This is a genomic window from Flavobacteriales bacterium, assembly GCA_016700415.1.
In the GTDB taxonomy this organism is placed as follows: Bacteria; Bacteroidota; Bacteroidia; order Flavobacteriales_F; family PHOS-HE28; genus PHOS-HE28.
On sequence record CP065018.1, the window covers coordinates 1142661 to 1157512 of the forward strand.

14 protein-coding genes are annotated in these 14852 nt (G+C 60.1%); 10 read left to right on the top strand and 4 right to left on the bottom strand.

Annotated features, from left to right (window positions below; genetic code table 11):
* Window positions 1-137: 137 nt before the first annotated feature.
* The 7 genes from IPP95_04830 (at window position 138) to IPP95_04860 (ending at window position 6648) form a co-directional block, all read left to right on the top strand.
* Window positions 138-1013: a transketolase gene (locus tag IPP95_04830; GenBank protein ID QQS73553.1), complete on the top strand. Its 876-nt coding sequence runs from the start codon at window positions 138-140 to the stop codon at window positions 1011-1013.
* 326 nt (window positions 1014-1339) lie between these two features.
* Window positions 1340-2632 (top strand): VWA domain-containing protein, encoded by a 1293-nt coding sequence (locus IPP95_04835; GenBank protein QQS73554.1) that lies wholly within the window; start codon window positions 1340-1342, stop codon window positions 2630-2632.
* Window positions 2633-2727: 95 nt separating this feature from the next.
* The gene (locus IPP95_04840; protein QQS73555.1) at window positions 2728-3681 is read left to right on the top strand and encodes a transketolase family protein; all 954 of its coding nucleotides are present in this window, start codon (window positions 2728-2730) and stop codon (window positions 3679-3681) included.
* Between the two features lie 64 nt (window positions 3682-3745).
* Complete coding sequence (locus IPP95_04845) at window positions 3746-4318, top strand: sigma-70 family RNA polymerase sigma factor (GenBank protein QQS73556.1); 573 nt, start codon at window positions 3746-3748, stop codon at window positions 4316-4318.
* An 8-nt stretch (window positions 4319-4326) separates the two neighbouring features.
* Entirely contained in the window at window positions 4327-4809 is a 483-nt protein-coding gene (locus IPP95_04850) for a hypothetical protein (GenBank protein ID QQS73557.1), read from the top strand.
* A complete protein-coding gene (locus tag IPP95_04855) occupies window positions 4806-5279 on the top strand; it encodes a hypothetical protein (GenBank protein ID QQS73558.1) in 474 nt (157 codons plus the stop codon). The genes IPP95_04850 and IPP95_04855 overlap by 4 nt, the downstream gene beginning before the upstream one ends.
* 184 nt (window positions 5280-5463) lie before the next feature.
* Entirely contained in the window at window positions 5464-6648 is a 1185-nt protein-coding gene (locus IPP95_04860; GenBank protein QQS73559.1) for an aspartate aminotransferase family protein, read from the top strand.
* A gap of 49 nt (window positions 6649-6697) precedes the next feature.
* Here IPP95_04860 and IPP95_04865 read toward each other — a convergent pair whose 3' ends face one another.
* From IPP95_04865 to IPP95_04880, 4 genes are all read right to left on the bottom strand, one after another.
* Entirely contained in the window at window positions 6698-7066 is a 369-nt protein-coding gene (locus tag IPP95_04865) for a CoA-binding protein (protein ID QQS73560.1), read from the bottom strand.
* A gap of 12 nt (window positions 7067-7078) precedes the next feature.
* Entirely contained in the window at window positions 7079-8626 is a 1548-nt protein-coding gene (gene rny, locus IPP95_04870) for a ribonuclease Y (protein ID QQS73561.1), read from the bottom strand.
* A gap of 61 nt (window positions 8627-8687) precedes the next feature.
* Window positions 8688-8969: a cell division protein ZapA gene (locus IPP95_04875; GenBank protein QQS73562.1), complete on the bottom strand. Its 282-nt coding sequence runs from the start codon at window positions 8967-8969 to the stop codon at window positions 8688-8690.
* Between the two features lie 20 nt (window positions 8970-8989).
* Window positions 8990-9277 carry a hypothetical protein gene (locus IPP95_04880; protein ID QQS73563.1) on the bottom strand — a complete coding sequence of 96 codons (288 nt, stop codon included), beginning with the start codon at window positions 9275-9277 and terminating at the stop codon, window positions 8990-8992.
* Between the two features lie 436 nt (window positions 9278-9713).
* Here IPP95_04880 and IPP95_04885 point away from each other — a divergent pair, with 436 nt between their 5' ends.
* The 3 genes from IPP95_04885 (at window position 9714) to IPP95_04895 (ending at window position 14784) form a co-directional block, all read left to right on the top strand.
* Window positions 9714-11216: a M23 family metallopeptidase gene (locus IPP95_04885; GenBank protein QQS74195.1), complete on the top strand. Its 1503-nt coding sequence runs from the start codon at window positions 9714-9716 to the stop codon at window positions 11214-11216.
* 61 nt (window positions 11217-11277) lie between these two features.
* On the top strand, window positions 11278-11988 hold the full coding sequence (locus IPP95_04890) for a hypothetical protein (GenBank protein ID QQS73564.1): 711 nt from the start codon (window positions 11278-11280) through the stop codon (window positions 11986-11988).
* A 258-nt stretch (window positions 11989-12246) separates the two neighbouring features.
* Window positions 12247-14784, top strand: coding sequence for a DNA translocase FtsK 4TM domain-containing protein (locus IPP95_04895; protein QQS74196.1), 2538 nt, complete (start codon window positions 12247-12249; stop codon window positions 14782-14784).
* Window positions 14785-14852 lie beyond the last annotated feature (68 nt).

Consider the following 14852-nt stretch of genomic DNA (forward strand, 5'->3'; position numbering starts at 1 on the left):
CGGTGAAGAATGGCGTTGCCAGTTCAGATGGCAGGAAGAACGGAAATGGCACACGCCCACTTTTCAAAAGTTTTCCACGCGCACCAAGGCCCGCAAGCCCACCGGGTACCTTCGCGCACCTATCAGTGACAAAGCCCATGACCTCTACATCACAGGCCACCGCCAAAAGCACTTCCGTCGAAGAGCTCCAGTCCATCGCCAGCCAAGTGCGCCGCGACATTGTGCGCATGGTACACGGCTGCCAGAGCGGCCACCCCGGCGGTTCGCTCGGTTGCACGGACTTCCTCGTCGCACTGTACTTCCACCAGATGCGCCATGATGCGGAAAATTTCACCATGGACGGCATCGGCGAGGACCTCTTCTTCCTCAGCAACGGCCACATCAGTCCGGTGTTCTACAGCGTGCTGGCGCGCAACGGCTACTTCCCATTGGAAGAGCTGAAGACTTTCCGCCAGATCAACTCGCGCCTGCAAGGGCATCCCACCACGCACGAGGGCCTGCCCGGCGTACGTATCGCCAGCGGTTCGCTCGGCCAGGGGCTGAGCGTGGGTCTCGGCGCGGCCATGGCGAAGAAGATGAACGACGACCCTTCCCTCGTCTACACCCTGCACGGCGACGGCGAACTACAGGAAGGCCAGATCTGGGAAGCCGCCATCGCAGGCCCCGGCAAAAAGGTGGACAACCTCATTGCCACAGTGGACTGGAACGGCCGCCAGATCGACGGTGATGTGGACGACGTAATGCCTTTGGGCGACCTGAACGCCAAGTGGAAAGCCTTCGGCTGGGACGTGTTGGAGATGCAGGGCAACGACATGGCCGCCGTGCTGAAAGGCCTCGACGAAGCCAAGAGCCGCACGGGCAAAGGCAAGCCGGTAATGATCCTGATGCGTACCGAAATGGGCTTCGGCGTCGACTTCATGGTGGGCAGCCACGCGTGGCACGGCATCGCCCCGAACGACGCACAGCTGGCCGATGCGCTGAAGCAGCTTCCTGAGACTTTAGGAGATTATTGATCGTGCGCTTTGGCTGCTCTGATGGTTTTCGGCACGCTTTTGCCTTGTCTCGCGTTATGAGGCTTGAAATGGGAGTTGTCCGTTGTCCGCCTGCCCCGGGCTTTGACCCGGGGTCAGTTGTCAGGCCGGCACCGCCGAAGCGCTTTGGCGAAGGCTTGCGTTGCCGCGTCGGGCTCCGACATGTCGCACGCAGTTGCGAATTGGCACGGCATCAGAGTCGGCCTATTCTACATTCTACATTCTACATTCTAAATTTTACATTCCTTCTTCTGGCCTTACTATCCACGACATCAGCGTATTCCCAAAAAACCGACCAGAAGAAGGAGTTGACCCGCATTCTCTTCGTGATGGACGCCAGCAACAGCATGAACGCTTTCTGGGGCAACGAGCCGAAGATCATCGCCGCCCGCCGGGTGCTGCTGGAATCATTGGGACCTATTGAGGAAGTGCCGAACGTGGAGATCGCCCTTCGGCTTTATGGCCATCAAACGCGCATCGAGCCGGGCAAGCAGGACTGCGACGACACCAAATTGGAAGTGCCTTTCGGGCCGCACAGCGGAAAAGCCATCCGCGAAAAGATGAACGCCGTGCAATGCCTCGGCACCACGCCTATTGCGCGTTCCTTGGAAAAAGCCGCCGGGGATTTCCCGGACCGGAATTCGCGGAACGTCATCATCTTGATCACGGACGGCATCGAGGCCTGCGACGAGGACCCGTGCGCCGTCAGCCGGGCCTTGCAGGCGAAGGGCATCATCCTGAAGCCGTTCGTGATCGGCATCGGGCTGGAGGACGCCACCAAATTCAGCCTGAAGTGCGTGGGCAACTACTACGACGCCGGCACGCCCGAGATGTTCGACCGCGTGCTGAAGGTGGTGATCGATCAGGCGCTGAACAGCACCACCACACAATTGCTGCTGCTCACCGACGACAGCAAGCCCACCGGGACCGACGTCCCGGTCACCTTCTACGACCAGCGCACCGGCGAGGACCGCTACGACTTTGTGCATACCATGAACCTGCGCGGCGAGCCGGACACGCTGAACATCGACCCCGTCTTCACCTACCGCATCGTAGCGCACACGGTGCCGCCGAGCGTGAAGGAGAACGTCACCATTGAACCGGGGCAGCACAATGTGATCGCGTTGGTGGCCGGGCAAGGCCGCTTGGAATTGAAGATCGAAGGCGCGGTGACCGCGGAGTTCCCGGTGGCGTGCATCGTACGCAAGCAAGGCGAAACGGCCACGCTGAACGCCCAGCCGATGAACAGCTCGCAGCTGTACCGAACCGGCACGTACGACCTGGAGGTGCTCACGCTGCCGCGGCTGTACATCCCCGGCGTGGTCATCAAGCAGAGCGGCGTCACCCCGGTGAGCATCCCGAAGAGCGGCGTGCTGAACGTCGTGGCCAGCGTGGCCGGGCCCGGCGCCATCTTCCAGAAGGAAGGCAACGAGCTCAAGTGGGTCGTGGACCTGGACACACGGACTCCGCGCAACCAATTCAAACTGCTACCCGGCGACTACCGCGTGATCTATCGCCCCGGCGGCGCGCACGAAACAGCGTTCTCCATCGTAAAGGATGTGACGGTGGTGAGCGGAAGAGCGGTCAACATCGAACTTTGAGGCAGATAAGGAATGCGGTTAGTCTTGAGTCGGGAGTCTTTAAGTCGTGAGTCTTGAGTCGGAGTACGTCCAATCACCATCCACCAATCACCAAAATGACCACTTACCCTGTACTTGACAAGAAAGACACGCGCAGCGGATTCGGCGAAGGGCTGCTGGAGATCGGCCGAGCGGACGACCGTGTGGTGGCGCTTTGCGCGGACCTCACCGGCTCGCTGAAGATGGACGCTTTCGCCAAGGAATTCCCGGAGCGCTTCATCCAAGTGGGCATCGCCGAGGCGAACATGATGGGCATGGCCGCAGGGCTTACCATCGGCGGGAAGATCCCGTACACGGGCACCTTCGCGAACTTCAGCACCGGGCGGGTGTACGACCAGATCCGCCAAAGCATCGCCTACGCTGGCAAGAACGTGAAGATCTGCGCCAGCCACGCGGGTCTCACCCTCGGCGAGGACGGCGCCACGCACCAGATCTTGGAGGACATCGGCCTGATGAAGATGCTGCCGGGCATGACGGTGATCGTGCCTTGCGACCACAACCAGACCAAGCAGGCCACCATCGCCATCGCCGATCATGAAGGCCCGGTCTACCTGCGTTTCGGTCGCCCGAAGTGGCCGGTTTTCATTGCGCCGGACATGCCGTTCGAGATCGGCAAAGCACAACTGTTGAGCGAAGGCACGGACGTGAGCATCTTCGCCTGCGGGCACTTGGTGTGGAAAGCGTTGCAGGCCGCTGAGGAACTGGAGAAGGCGGGCATCAGCGCCGAGGTGATCAACATCCACACGATCAAACCCTTGGACAACGCTGCCGTCCTAGCTTCCGCAAGGAAGACCGGATGCGTAGTGACCTGCGAGGAACACCAGCGGAACGGCGGCTTGGGCGACAGCATCGCGCAACTGCTCGCGCGGGAACTGCCCACGCCCATGGAGTACGTGGCGGTGAACGACAGCTTCGGCGAGAGCGGCACCCCGGAAGAACTTCTGGCGAAGTACGGGCTGGACACCCCGGACGTTGTAGCGGCCGTGAAGCGGGTGCTGAAGCGGAAGTGAGAGCGGAAAGTGTGTGGCCATTGTTCATCTCGGAGTCCAGTGATCGCCTGATCGTCTGATCCAAATGGACGAGCATACCGACGAGGAGTTGATCGCTCTCTTCCGCAAGGAGGAAAGTCGTCACTACGCATTCAACCTGCTCGTGCGCAAGCACCAGCGGAGACTCTACACTTTCATCCGGCGCATGGTCACCGATCCGGATGAGACAAAGGACGTGCTACAGAACGTATTCCTGAAGGCTTGGACGGGCTTGGACAAGTTCCGGGAGGATGCGCAGCTCTACAGCTGGTTGTACCGCATCGCGCACAACGAGAGCATCACGCACCTCAAGCGCATGCGACGCGGGTTTTTCACCAGTGATGCCGCAGTGACCGAACGTCTCGTTGGCACTTTGGATTCCAGTGAACACTTCTCCGGAGACATGATCCAGCGCAAACTGCAAAGCGCCGTGATGACCTTACCGCCGAAGCAGCGCGCCGTATTCACCCTGAAATACTTCGACGAGCTGAAATACGAGGAGATGAGCCGCGTGACCGGCACCAGCGTGGGCGCATTGAAATCCAGCTATCACATTGCTGTGAAGAAGATCGAGGCCGAGCTGACCAAAGTCGGCCGGTCCGGCGATCAAACCTTATGATGCGCCGCATGTCCAATCACCGCACACTGATGAAAGAGCTGAACGACAACGAAGAACTGCAACGAAGCGCACCGACCCTTTTCGGCCTGCCGAAGCAGGATCCGTTCGTGATGGAGGATGGCTTCTTCGCCCGCTTCCCGCACGTGGTACAGGCCCTTGTGAGCGCGCCACGAAGCACGCACTACGGCATCTGGTTGAAGCGTGCGGCCTTTGCCTTGCCGGTGGTCGCCTTGATCGCGTTCGGCATCCACCGCCTCTCGGACGATACGCTGCCAAGCGGGAACGCCGTTACTTCCATCACTATTTCACCCGACGAGGCCGACCAATACATGGCGAGCACTGATCTGGACACCCAGGAACTATTGGCGGACCTCCCAGCCAGCGCATGGCCTGATCTGGGCACCGTCACCGTACAACTTTCCCCCGATGAAGCCTTGGCCTACGTGGACCAGGAGAACATCGACCTCACCGATCTTATCCTCGCCCAATGAACACCCGAATGCTCCGCCCGCTGCTCTTTCTGCTGCTCACGCCCATGGCCTTTAGCACGTTGCACGCCCAGGACGATGACACGGAACAACCGGCCATTTCCGCTGACCGCCTTCAGCAGATCAAGGCCCAAAAGAGTGCTTTCATCACTCAGCGGCTGAGCCTCACTGCGGAGGAAGCCCGGACCTTCTGGCCGATCTACGACAAGTACGACACCGAGATCGCGGCGGTCCGGAAGGAAATGCGCTCCGACCGGCGGAACCGCAAAAGCTCCGGCACGCTCACCGATGCGGAAGCTTCCAAGGCCATTGACGCCAACCTGCAGAACAAACAGGACCAGTTGGATATCCGCAAACGCTACGTGACGGAGTTCAAGAAGAGCATCGGTGCGTTGAAGACCTTGCAACTCGAAGGTGCTGAACGGGATTTCAATCGGGAGTTGCTGAAGCAGATCCAGAACCGCAAGCGTTGAGGGAAGAAAACCGCAGATGGCGCAGATGAGCGCAGGTAATGCCTTTGAGGGCGCGGCTTGAGGTTGAACACTTTCGTGCGCATTCTCTTTGAGACACCGCTAAAACGTCCTCCTCATCTGTGCTCATCTGCGCCATCTGCGGTTAGCATGAAACTGGATCCGTGACCGCACCGATCTTTGCGACATGTCGGATCTTCGAACGTCCTTCCTTGCCCATCTGGCGCAGACGAGTCCCTTCCCCATTGCCTTGGACATCGTGGGTGCAGAAGGCTGTCACCTGCAAACCCGTGATGGCAAACGCTATTTAGATCTTGTGGCGGGACTAGCGGTGAACAATGTGGGGCACCGGCAACCGAAGGTGGTGGCGGCCATCAAGGCGCAGGCGGACAAATACCTGCATGTGATCCCGTACGGTGAGTTCATCCAGGGGCCACAGGTGCGCTTCGCGGAAACCCTTACCAGTCTGTTGCCTGCGGGACTGGACAGCATCTACCTCGTGAACAGCGGTACCGAAGCCAACGAGGCTGCACTGAAGCTCGCCAAGCGCATCACCGGGCGCACCCGGCTGGTGGCCTGCCATAAAAGCTATCACGGCAGCACGCACGGCTCGCTCAGCATCACCGGGAACGAGGAGAAGAAGTTCCGCAACCGGCCTTTGTTGCCGGGCGTTCGTTTCATGCACTTCAACAACACGGATGATCTTTCGTTGATCGATGACGAAACTGCGGCCGTGATCGTGGAGCCGATCCAAGGGGATTCGGGCATCCGGGTGCCGGAGCGAGCGTGGATGCTGGCGTTGCGGAAGCGCTGCGACAAGGCGGGCGCAATGCTGATATTCGATGAGGTGCAAACAGGCTTCGGGCGCACTGGGAAGCTCTTCGCGTTCGAACATTTCGACGTGGTGCCGGACATTCTGGTGCTGGGGAAAGCCTTGGGCGGCGGTATGCCGATGGGGGCTTTTGTCAGCTCAAGGGAGCGCATGCACCTGCTCACGCACGATCCGGTGCTGGGGCATATCACCACCTTCGGCGGGCATCCGATCCCTTGCGTGGCGGGCTTGGCAGCGCTGGAAGTGTTGCAGGAGGAGCAATTGGCCGCGAATGCGGAGCGCATGGGCGCGCTCTTCAAGGAACTGCTCGTTCACCCTGCCATCAACGAAGTGCGCGGCATGGGCTTGATGCTCGCCGTGGACCTGGGCGATGCCGAGAAAGTGCAGCACGTAGTGATGGGCTGTTTGGATCGGGGCGTTTTGGGTTTCTGGTTCCTGAGCTGCCCCACAGCCTTTCGCATTGCGCCGCCGTTGTGCATCACTGAGGAACTGGTCCGGGAGGCTTGTGCCGCGATCTTGGCGGAGGTTGAGACGTTCTAGGAGATCGGTCGGCACGCGCGACACGTGAGCGCTTGCATCAGACCTCCGCTCAGAACTGCCCGGTGCTTAACATCACCAGCGTACAAGCCTCCAGTGTTTCGATGCCCGCCACTTCGGCCTTCTTGGCGAACGCCGGGTTCTCCGCTCCGGGATTGAAGATGATGCGTCTTGGTCGCAGGCCGATGAGTTCATCCTCCCACGCAGACTGGTTCTCGGCGTTCAGGTACATCGTCACCGTATCCACTTGGGTTCCCTGCGGGATCGCCTTCACCAGGAGCACATCATCCACCCTGCCTTCGCGCAGGCCCACCGCCACCACGGGATGCCCGTGCTGGCGCAGCGCGTGGATGGCCCGGTTGGAATAACGGTCCACCTTCAGGCTCGCGCCCATGACCAATGTCGGCAGTTCCTTGCTCATTCAACCTGTAACCTACTTGGCCACGGCCATTGAGCGCTTCTCGCGGATCACCACGATCTTCACTTGGCCGGGGTATGTCATCTCGTTCTGGATACGGTCGGCGATGCTCATGCTGATGGTATCGGCCTCGCCGTCGGACACATGTTCGCTCTCCACCATCACGCGCAGCTCGCGGCCTGCTTGGATGGCATAGGCCTTGGAAACGCCATTGTAGCTCATGGCGATGCTCTCCAGGTCCTTCAACCGCTTGATGTACTGCTCCACGGCTTCGCGGCGGGCACCGGGGCGGGCACCGCTGATGGCGTCGCAGGCCTGTACGATCGGTGAGAGCAGACCGGTCATCTCGATCTCGTCGTGGTGGGCACCGATGGCGTTGCAGACATCGGGCTTCTCGCCGTACCTCTCGGCCAATTGCATGCCTAACAGTGCGTGCGGCAGTTCGGGCTGGTCCTCGGGCACCTTGCCGATGTCGTGCAGCAGTCCGGCACGCTTGGCGGCCTTCACATTGAGGCCGAGCTCGGCGGCCATGGTGGCGCAAAGGTTGGCGGTCTCGCGGCTGTGCTGCAGCAGGTTCTGGCCATAGCTGCTGCGGTAGCGCATACGGCCCACCATCCGCATCAGCTCAACGTGCAGGCCGTGGATGCCCATGTCGATGCAGGTGCGCTTGCCGATCTCCATGATCTCCTCTTCGAGGTGCTTTTTCGTCTTGGCAACGATCTCCTCGATCCGTCCCGGATGGATGCGGCCGTCCTTCACCAACTGGTGCAGTGCCAAGCGCGCCATTTCGCGGCGGACGGGGTCGAAGCAGCTGAGAATGATGGCGCCGGGGGTGTCGTCCACCACGATCTCCACGCCAGTGGCTTCTTCCAGAGCGCGGATGTTCCGGCCTTCACGACCGATGATGCGGCCCTTCAATTCATCGTTCTCGATGTGGAAGGTGCTCACTGCGTTCTCCACGGCATGCTCCGTAGCCACGCGCTGAATGGTCTGGATGATGATGCGCTTGGCATCCTTGTTGGCGGTGAGCTTGGCCTCCTCCACGACGTCCTTCACCAGGGCCATGGCCCCTGTCCTGGCCTCATCCTGCAACGAGTCCATCAGCTGCTTCTTGGCCTCTTCAGCGTTCAGGCCGCTGATACGTTCCAACTGTGCCACCTGCTTCTCATGGGCCTTCTCCACTTCTTGACGGCGTACCTCCAAGCCTTGCACACGCTGGTCAATGTCCTTTTGCTCCGCATCCACCTTCTTCTCTTTGACGCTCAGTTCCTGCTGCTGTCGGCTAAGCTGTTGCTCGCGTTGCTTGTGCTTCTCCAGGCCTTGTTGAATGCGCTTATCCTTTTCACGGGCATCACGTTCATGTTCATCCTTCATCTGAAGGAATTTTTCTTTGGCCTGCAGGATCTTCTCCTTTTTCAGGGCTTCGCCCTCGGCCTCGGCCTCGCGCAGGATGCTCCTGCTGCGTTTCTTCATCAGGTTGTTGAGCACCACGTACACGATGCCTCCGCCTGCGATGAGACCGACGATGGTCCCGATCAATGTTGCAACGATGTCAATGTCCATTTTCCACTGTTGTTTATATGGTTCAGTGGACCATGGGTGCTCCGGGGAGCGAAAGCGGGATCTATCCGTTGAGGTCGTTCAGCAATCGTTCCAGTTCGTCCAGCACCTCCTTGTCGATGGATGATGGCTGGGGCTTTGCCACATTGAGGGCACGTGTAGTGACTTCCAACGCGGCCATGGCCAATAGGTCCTGCTTGTCGGTGAGCGGATAGCTCGCCTTCAAACGGGTGATGCTTTCATTTATCTCTTGGGCGGCCGCACGGATATTCTCCTCCTCATCCGGGTGGATGGTGAGGGGGTAGGCCCGTCCGGCCAGTTCGATCCTTATCGATCGCTCTTCCATGGTGTCTGTTGCCGGTGGGGTCACGCGTTCAGCAGTGCCAGGCATCGGTCTATTTCGTTCACCAGTTCGTCGATCTTTTCCTTCGTCCCTGCCCGCTCCGGCTGCTCAGGTGCAGCTTTCACGGTCCGGAGTACCTCGTTCTCCTGTTCAAGTTCCTTGATCCGGGCCTTGAGCACATCAGCTTCGCGGTTCCCTTCGCGGGAATGGGCCTCCAAGGCCTCAATTGCCGCTGTGGCACGGGTTTGCTCATGGAGCAATCCTTTTACCTGCGTGCGTGCCACACTGATCCGTTCAAGCAATCCTTCCATCTCTCTTGGACAAGAGACCGTTATGGTCCGAGGCCAAAGATAGCGGGGACTGGCATTGTGCCCATCCGTTTGTTTGCACGCCGTATTGTTCATCACCGGCCCGGTAAGGAATGGATGGCCCGGATCTTGGCCGGTAGCTTGCACCCTCATTATTGGCCGGACCAGAAGTACCCGCGACCGGTGAAGCACGGCGACATAGATCCAACCTGAAAGCAAAGTGAATACGATCAAAGTCCTAATGGTCAGCATTTTGTGCGCGACCATTCTCAACATCCACGCACAGGATAAGAACCCGGATTTCCGACATCCGATGGACCTGCCGATCGAGGTGGCGGGCAACTTCATGGAGCTGCGGACCAACCATTTTCACTCGGGGTTGGACATGAAGACGAACGGACGCATCGGGCTCCCTGTGATGTCCGTAGCCGACGGCTGGGTGAGCCGGATCAAGATCAGCCCCTGGGGCTATGGGAAGGCGGTGTATGTGGATCATCCCTCGGGCTACACCACGGTCTATGGCCACTTGGACCGTCTGAACGGCAAATTGGCCTCCACCCTGCTCGACCTGCAATATGCGGAACGCAGCTTCAGCGTGGACCGCTACTTCAAGCAAGGCGAGCTTCCGGTCTCCAAGGGCGAGGTCATTGCATACAGCGGCAATACCGGCGGATCCACGGCCCCACACCTGCACTTTGAGGTGCGCCGCAGCTCGGACCAGCGCGCATTGGACCCACAGGCCTATGGCATGACGGTGCAGGACCGGGTACACCCAACCATCACAGGCATCCGGATCTATCCGCTGGACAGCAGCGCCCGTGTCAGCCCCTATCCGACCGGTGCTGTGGGATTCGTGGTCTCGGAGGTGAACGACTCCACCTTCGTGCTGAAGCCTGGCACTTTGGCGAAAGCCTTTGGTACCGTGGGCATTGCGGTGAACACGACCGACCGTTACAGCAACAGCAACAATACATGCGGGATCCGTACGCTTTCGGTGAGCGTGGACGGGGGCACGGTCTTCAGTGCCGGCTTGAACGAGATCGACTTCGGGACCACGCGCTACGCCAACGCCTACATGGATCACAGTCTGTTCAAGGACAACAACATGCACTACAACCGGTGCTACAAGTTGCCGAACAACCAACTGAACGTCTATGGCAAGGAAGCGGCACAGGGCCGGATCCAAGTGGAACCGGGCAAGGACCATGCGGTGCAAGTGATCGCCACGGATGCCGCCGGCAACCGCTCCATGCTCACCTTCGTGCTGCATGGCGCCAAAGCTGACGAGTCCGCAACTTGGCCAGTGGACCAGCCTCCGGGCCAGCTTTACCACTACGACCGATCGAACGTGATCATGGGATCCGGTATGCGTTTCTCGCTGCCGCCCAATGCGTTATACGACGACACTCACATCATCACGTCGGTCTCGGCAGCTCCAGCCCATGCCCTTTCCCCGCTCTTCCAGGTCCAGGACGAGCTGACGCCTTTGCAGAAGTCCGGCGAGCTCACTCTTGATGTGACCGGTGAATATCCCGCAGCACAAGCCTCTAAGCTGCTGGTGGTGCGGATGGTGAAAGGACGGCCTTCCGCAGAGGGCGGAACGTTTTCCAACGGCAAGGTGACGGCAAGCGTACGGGCGCTCGGAGCCTTCACGGTGATGATGGACACCGTGGCACCGGTGATCACGCCCCTCGACCTGCGGGCGGACATGAAGGGACGAAGTAGTTTCCGGATCCGTGTTCGGGACAATTTGGCCGGCATGGACCAATGGTCGGGCAAGATCGATGGCCAATGGATCCTGCTGGAATACGAGCCTAATAGTGCCACATTGGAGCACACTTTCGACAAGAACACGGACAAACCGGGGAGCCACGAATTCACCTTGGAGGTGAGCGATGAGCGGGGCAACCGCAGCCAGATCTCGCGGGCATTCACCCGTTAGCGAAGGGCCGGATGCAACGATTTCATCAGGACCCGCGTACCATGGCCGTCTGAACGCAACCATGCGCCGCTTTCTCCCCATCCTTTCCATCACGTTGGTTACCGGACTAATGCTGCTGGCCGCCGGTTGCGGCCACTCCTTTATGGGCGGCGGCGTGAGCGAGGGAGAGATCGAGTACAAGATGACCTTCCCGGACATGGACCCCGACGGCCTCATGGCGGACATGCTTCCGGAAAAGACCGTCCTGAGCTTCAACAGGGAGAATCAATCGCTTGACCTGAGCGCGGGTATGGGCGTGTTCCGCACCAGCATGGTGGTGAACACCATGAAGAAGGTCGTGGACTACCACATGAGCGTGATGGGCAAGAACCTGGTAGCGGCACTGCGTCAGCACGATCTGATGAACCTGAGCAAGACCCCGCCCAACATCGCGGTATTGTTCACCGATGCAAGGGACACCATAGCGGGGTACCCTTGCAAGCAGGCCTATTTGATCTATGAGGACATCGCCATACCGGAGGCGGAAGTGTGGTATACCGATGCCATTTCCATGGAAACCCCGAACTGGTACGGGCCGTACAGCGAGATACCGGGGGTTTTGATGCGCTACGAACTGGTGCAGCACAAGATCCGGATGCGACTGGAGGCCACGAGTGTGAGGCCCGGGCCGGTGGATGCCGACAAATTCATCTTACGCCCTGATCATCAGGAGGTAAGCCCCCAAGTACTCTACCAGCAGCTCGACGAGGTCCTGGGTTCCTTCAGCAACTGACGGTCAATTGGGACCGCCCGCGTTGCGGCGTCCATCGCCTGCTGCGCAGACCCGAAACCGGGCAAGCAGCCGACCTATCACATCCGATTGTTGATAATAGAAGGGGCCGGAAGGGCGTTCCAGCCTTGCGGGGCCAATAGTTTTGCTACGACCGCCACGGCTGCGGGCACCGATGGTGCCAGCGGCCCGTTGTGGTCATAGACCCCGCGCCTGAGCCCCCCATCCCCGTTTCCCGTGGCTAACGAACGAAAGAATAAAGTGCGCGAGCAAGAGCCCGCCGAGGACGAACGCCCTGCCCGCAAGGCCAAGTCCAAGAAGTCCAAGGGCGCTTCGGGACCGTCTTCGGAAAGCCGTTTTGCCAAGCTGCGTGCGTTCCTGAGCGATGAGCGCGTACACAAGGTCAGCGGGCTTTTTCTCATCCTCGCCTCTTTCTATCTGCTCGTGGCCTTCACCAGTTACCTGTTCACGTGGCGGATCGACCAGGACCTGATGAGCCGGAGCTGGGGTGAGATCTTCAGCCCGGAGGTGCGCGTGGAGAACTGGCTCGGAAAGATCGGTGCGCTGCTCAGTCACCAGTTCATCTTCCGCTGGTTCGGCGTGGCGGCGTTCATTTTCGTGCTTTGGACCTTCTTGGCAGGCGTGCGTATCACGCTGAACACGTGGCTCTTGCCTGCGGGAAAGGCGCTGCGCTGGAGCGTGATGGGGCTCTTCTGGCTGCCTACGTTGCTGGGCTTTTTCTTCCCTAAGGGCGGCTGGCAGATCATGGGCGGCGGCATCGGCTATGCCATCAACCACCACCTTTCCGGCTGGTTAGGCTCCTTCGGCGCGGGTGCGGCCATTCTCTTCGCGGCCGCAGCCTTCGTGGTATTCACCTTCAATCCGTCCTTGCACTGGGTGATGGCCCTGTTCGAGCGCAAACCGAAGGCAGACGTGGAAGCATCGGAAGCCGAAAGCGTGGACGGTTGGTCCGAGGTGCGTGGGAACCGGGTGAAGGAGGCGGACTTGGACGATGCCGACGTGACCGTGGTGGAACCCATGGTCGCCGAAGCCACTGCTGAAGCTGACCTGGAGTTGGAGATGGAACCTGCCACTGAAGATGAGGTGATCGAGGAGCCTGAAGAAACGGAGCTGGACCCGACATCCGTGGGCGGGAACACCGACCTGAGCGGCATCAACGACGAGGAGAACGGCTTCAGTGTGGAAGCGACGGTGAAGGAGGAAGCCCTGAGTGAGGCGGAGATCGAGACCAAGCTGAAGGAATTCGGGGAATATGACCCCACGCTGGACCTCAGCAGCTACGTCCCTCCTACCCTGGACCTGCTGGCCGAGCACAGCACCGGCGAGCTCACCGTGACCAAGGAGGAGCTGGAGGAGAACAAGAACAAGATCGTCACCACGCTGAACAACTACAACATCGGCATCGAAAAGATCAAGGCCACCATCGGGCCTACGGTGACGTTGTACGAGATCGTGCCGCAGGCCGGGGTGCGCATCAGCAAGATCAAGAACCTGGAGGACGACATCGCCTTGAGCTTGGCGGCATTGGGCATCCGCATTATCGCGCCGATCCCCGGCAAGGGCACCATCGGCATCGAAGTGCCCAACAGCAATCCGCAGATCGTGAGCATGCGCGCCGTGGTGGCCAGCGAGAAGTTCCAGAACAGCAAATATGATCTGCCCATCGTATTGGGCAAGACCATCAGCAACGAGACCTTCGTGACGGATCTTGCGAAGATGCCCCACCTGCTGATGGCCGGTGCCACGGGCCAGGGGAAATCGGTGGGCCTGAACGCGATCCTCGTCTCGCTCCTTTACAAGAAGCACCCGAGCCAGATCAAGTTCGTGCTGGTGGATCCGAAGAAGGTGGAGCTCACCCTCTTCAACAAGATCGAGCGGCACTTCTTGGCCAAGCTGCCGGGCGAGGGCGAAGCGATCATCACCGACACGAAGAAGGTGGTGGCCACGCTGAACAGCCTTTGCATTGAAATGGACGAGCGCTACGAGCTGCTCAAGGATGCCGAGGTGCGCAACATCAAGGAGTACAACGCCAAGTTCGTCAGCCGGCGCCTGAACCCGGAGAACGGCCACCGCTTCCTCCCTTACATCGTGCTTGTGGTTGACGAGTTCGCGGACCTGATCATGACGGCGGGCCGCGAGGTGGAAACGCCCATCGCCCGCTTGGCGCAGCTGGCACGGGCCATCGGCATCCACCTCATCATCGCTACGCAGCGCCCCAGCGTGAACATCATCACCGGCACCATCAAGGCCAACTTCCCGGCCCGCATCGCCTTCCGCGTCACCAGCAAGATCGACAGCCGCACTATCTTGGATACCGGCGGCGCCGACCAGCTGATCGGTCGTGGCGATATGCTGCTGAGCACCGGCAACGACCTGATCCGCATCCAATGTGCTTTCGTTGACACGCCGGAGGTGGAGGACATCACCGCCTTCATCGGCAACCAGCGCGGCTACCCCGATGCCCTGATCCTGCCCGAGGTGCCCACCGACGACAATGAAGGCGGCGGTGTGGATGACGGCGAGCGCGACAGCATGTTCGAGGACGCCGCCCGCGTGGTGGTACAAACGCAGCAAGGCAGCACCAGCCTGATCCAACGCAAGCTGAAGCTGGGCTACAACCGCGCAGGCCGCATCGTGGACCAGTTGGAGGCCGCGGGCATCCTCGGCGGTTTCGAAGGCTCCAAGGCCAGGAAGGTGCTGGTGCCTACCGAGGCGGCGCTGGACGAGATGCTGCACCCGGCGGGTACGGCGGCGGGGGCGGGCTCTTCAGGGTATTGACCAGCCCCATCGCCGGGTCGGCTGGGCTCCAGGGGTATCTGTGGGCGTGAACTGCAAGGATCCCATTA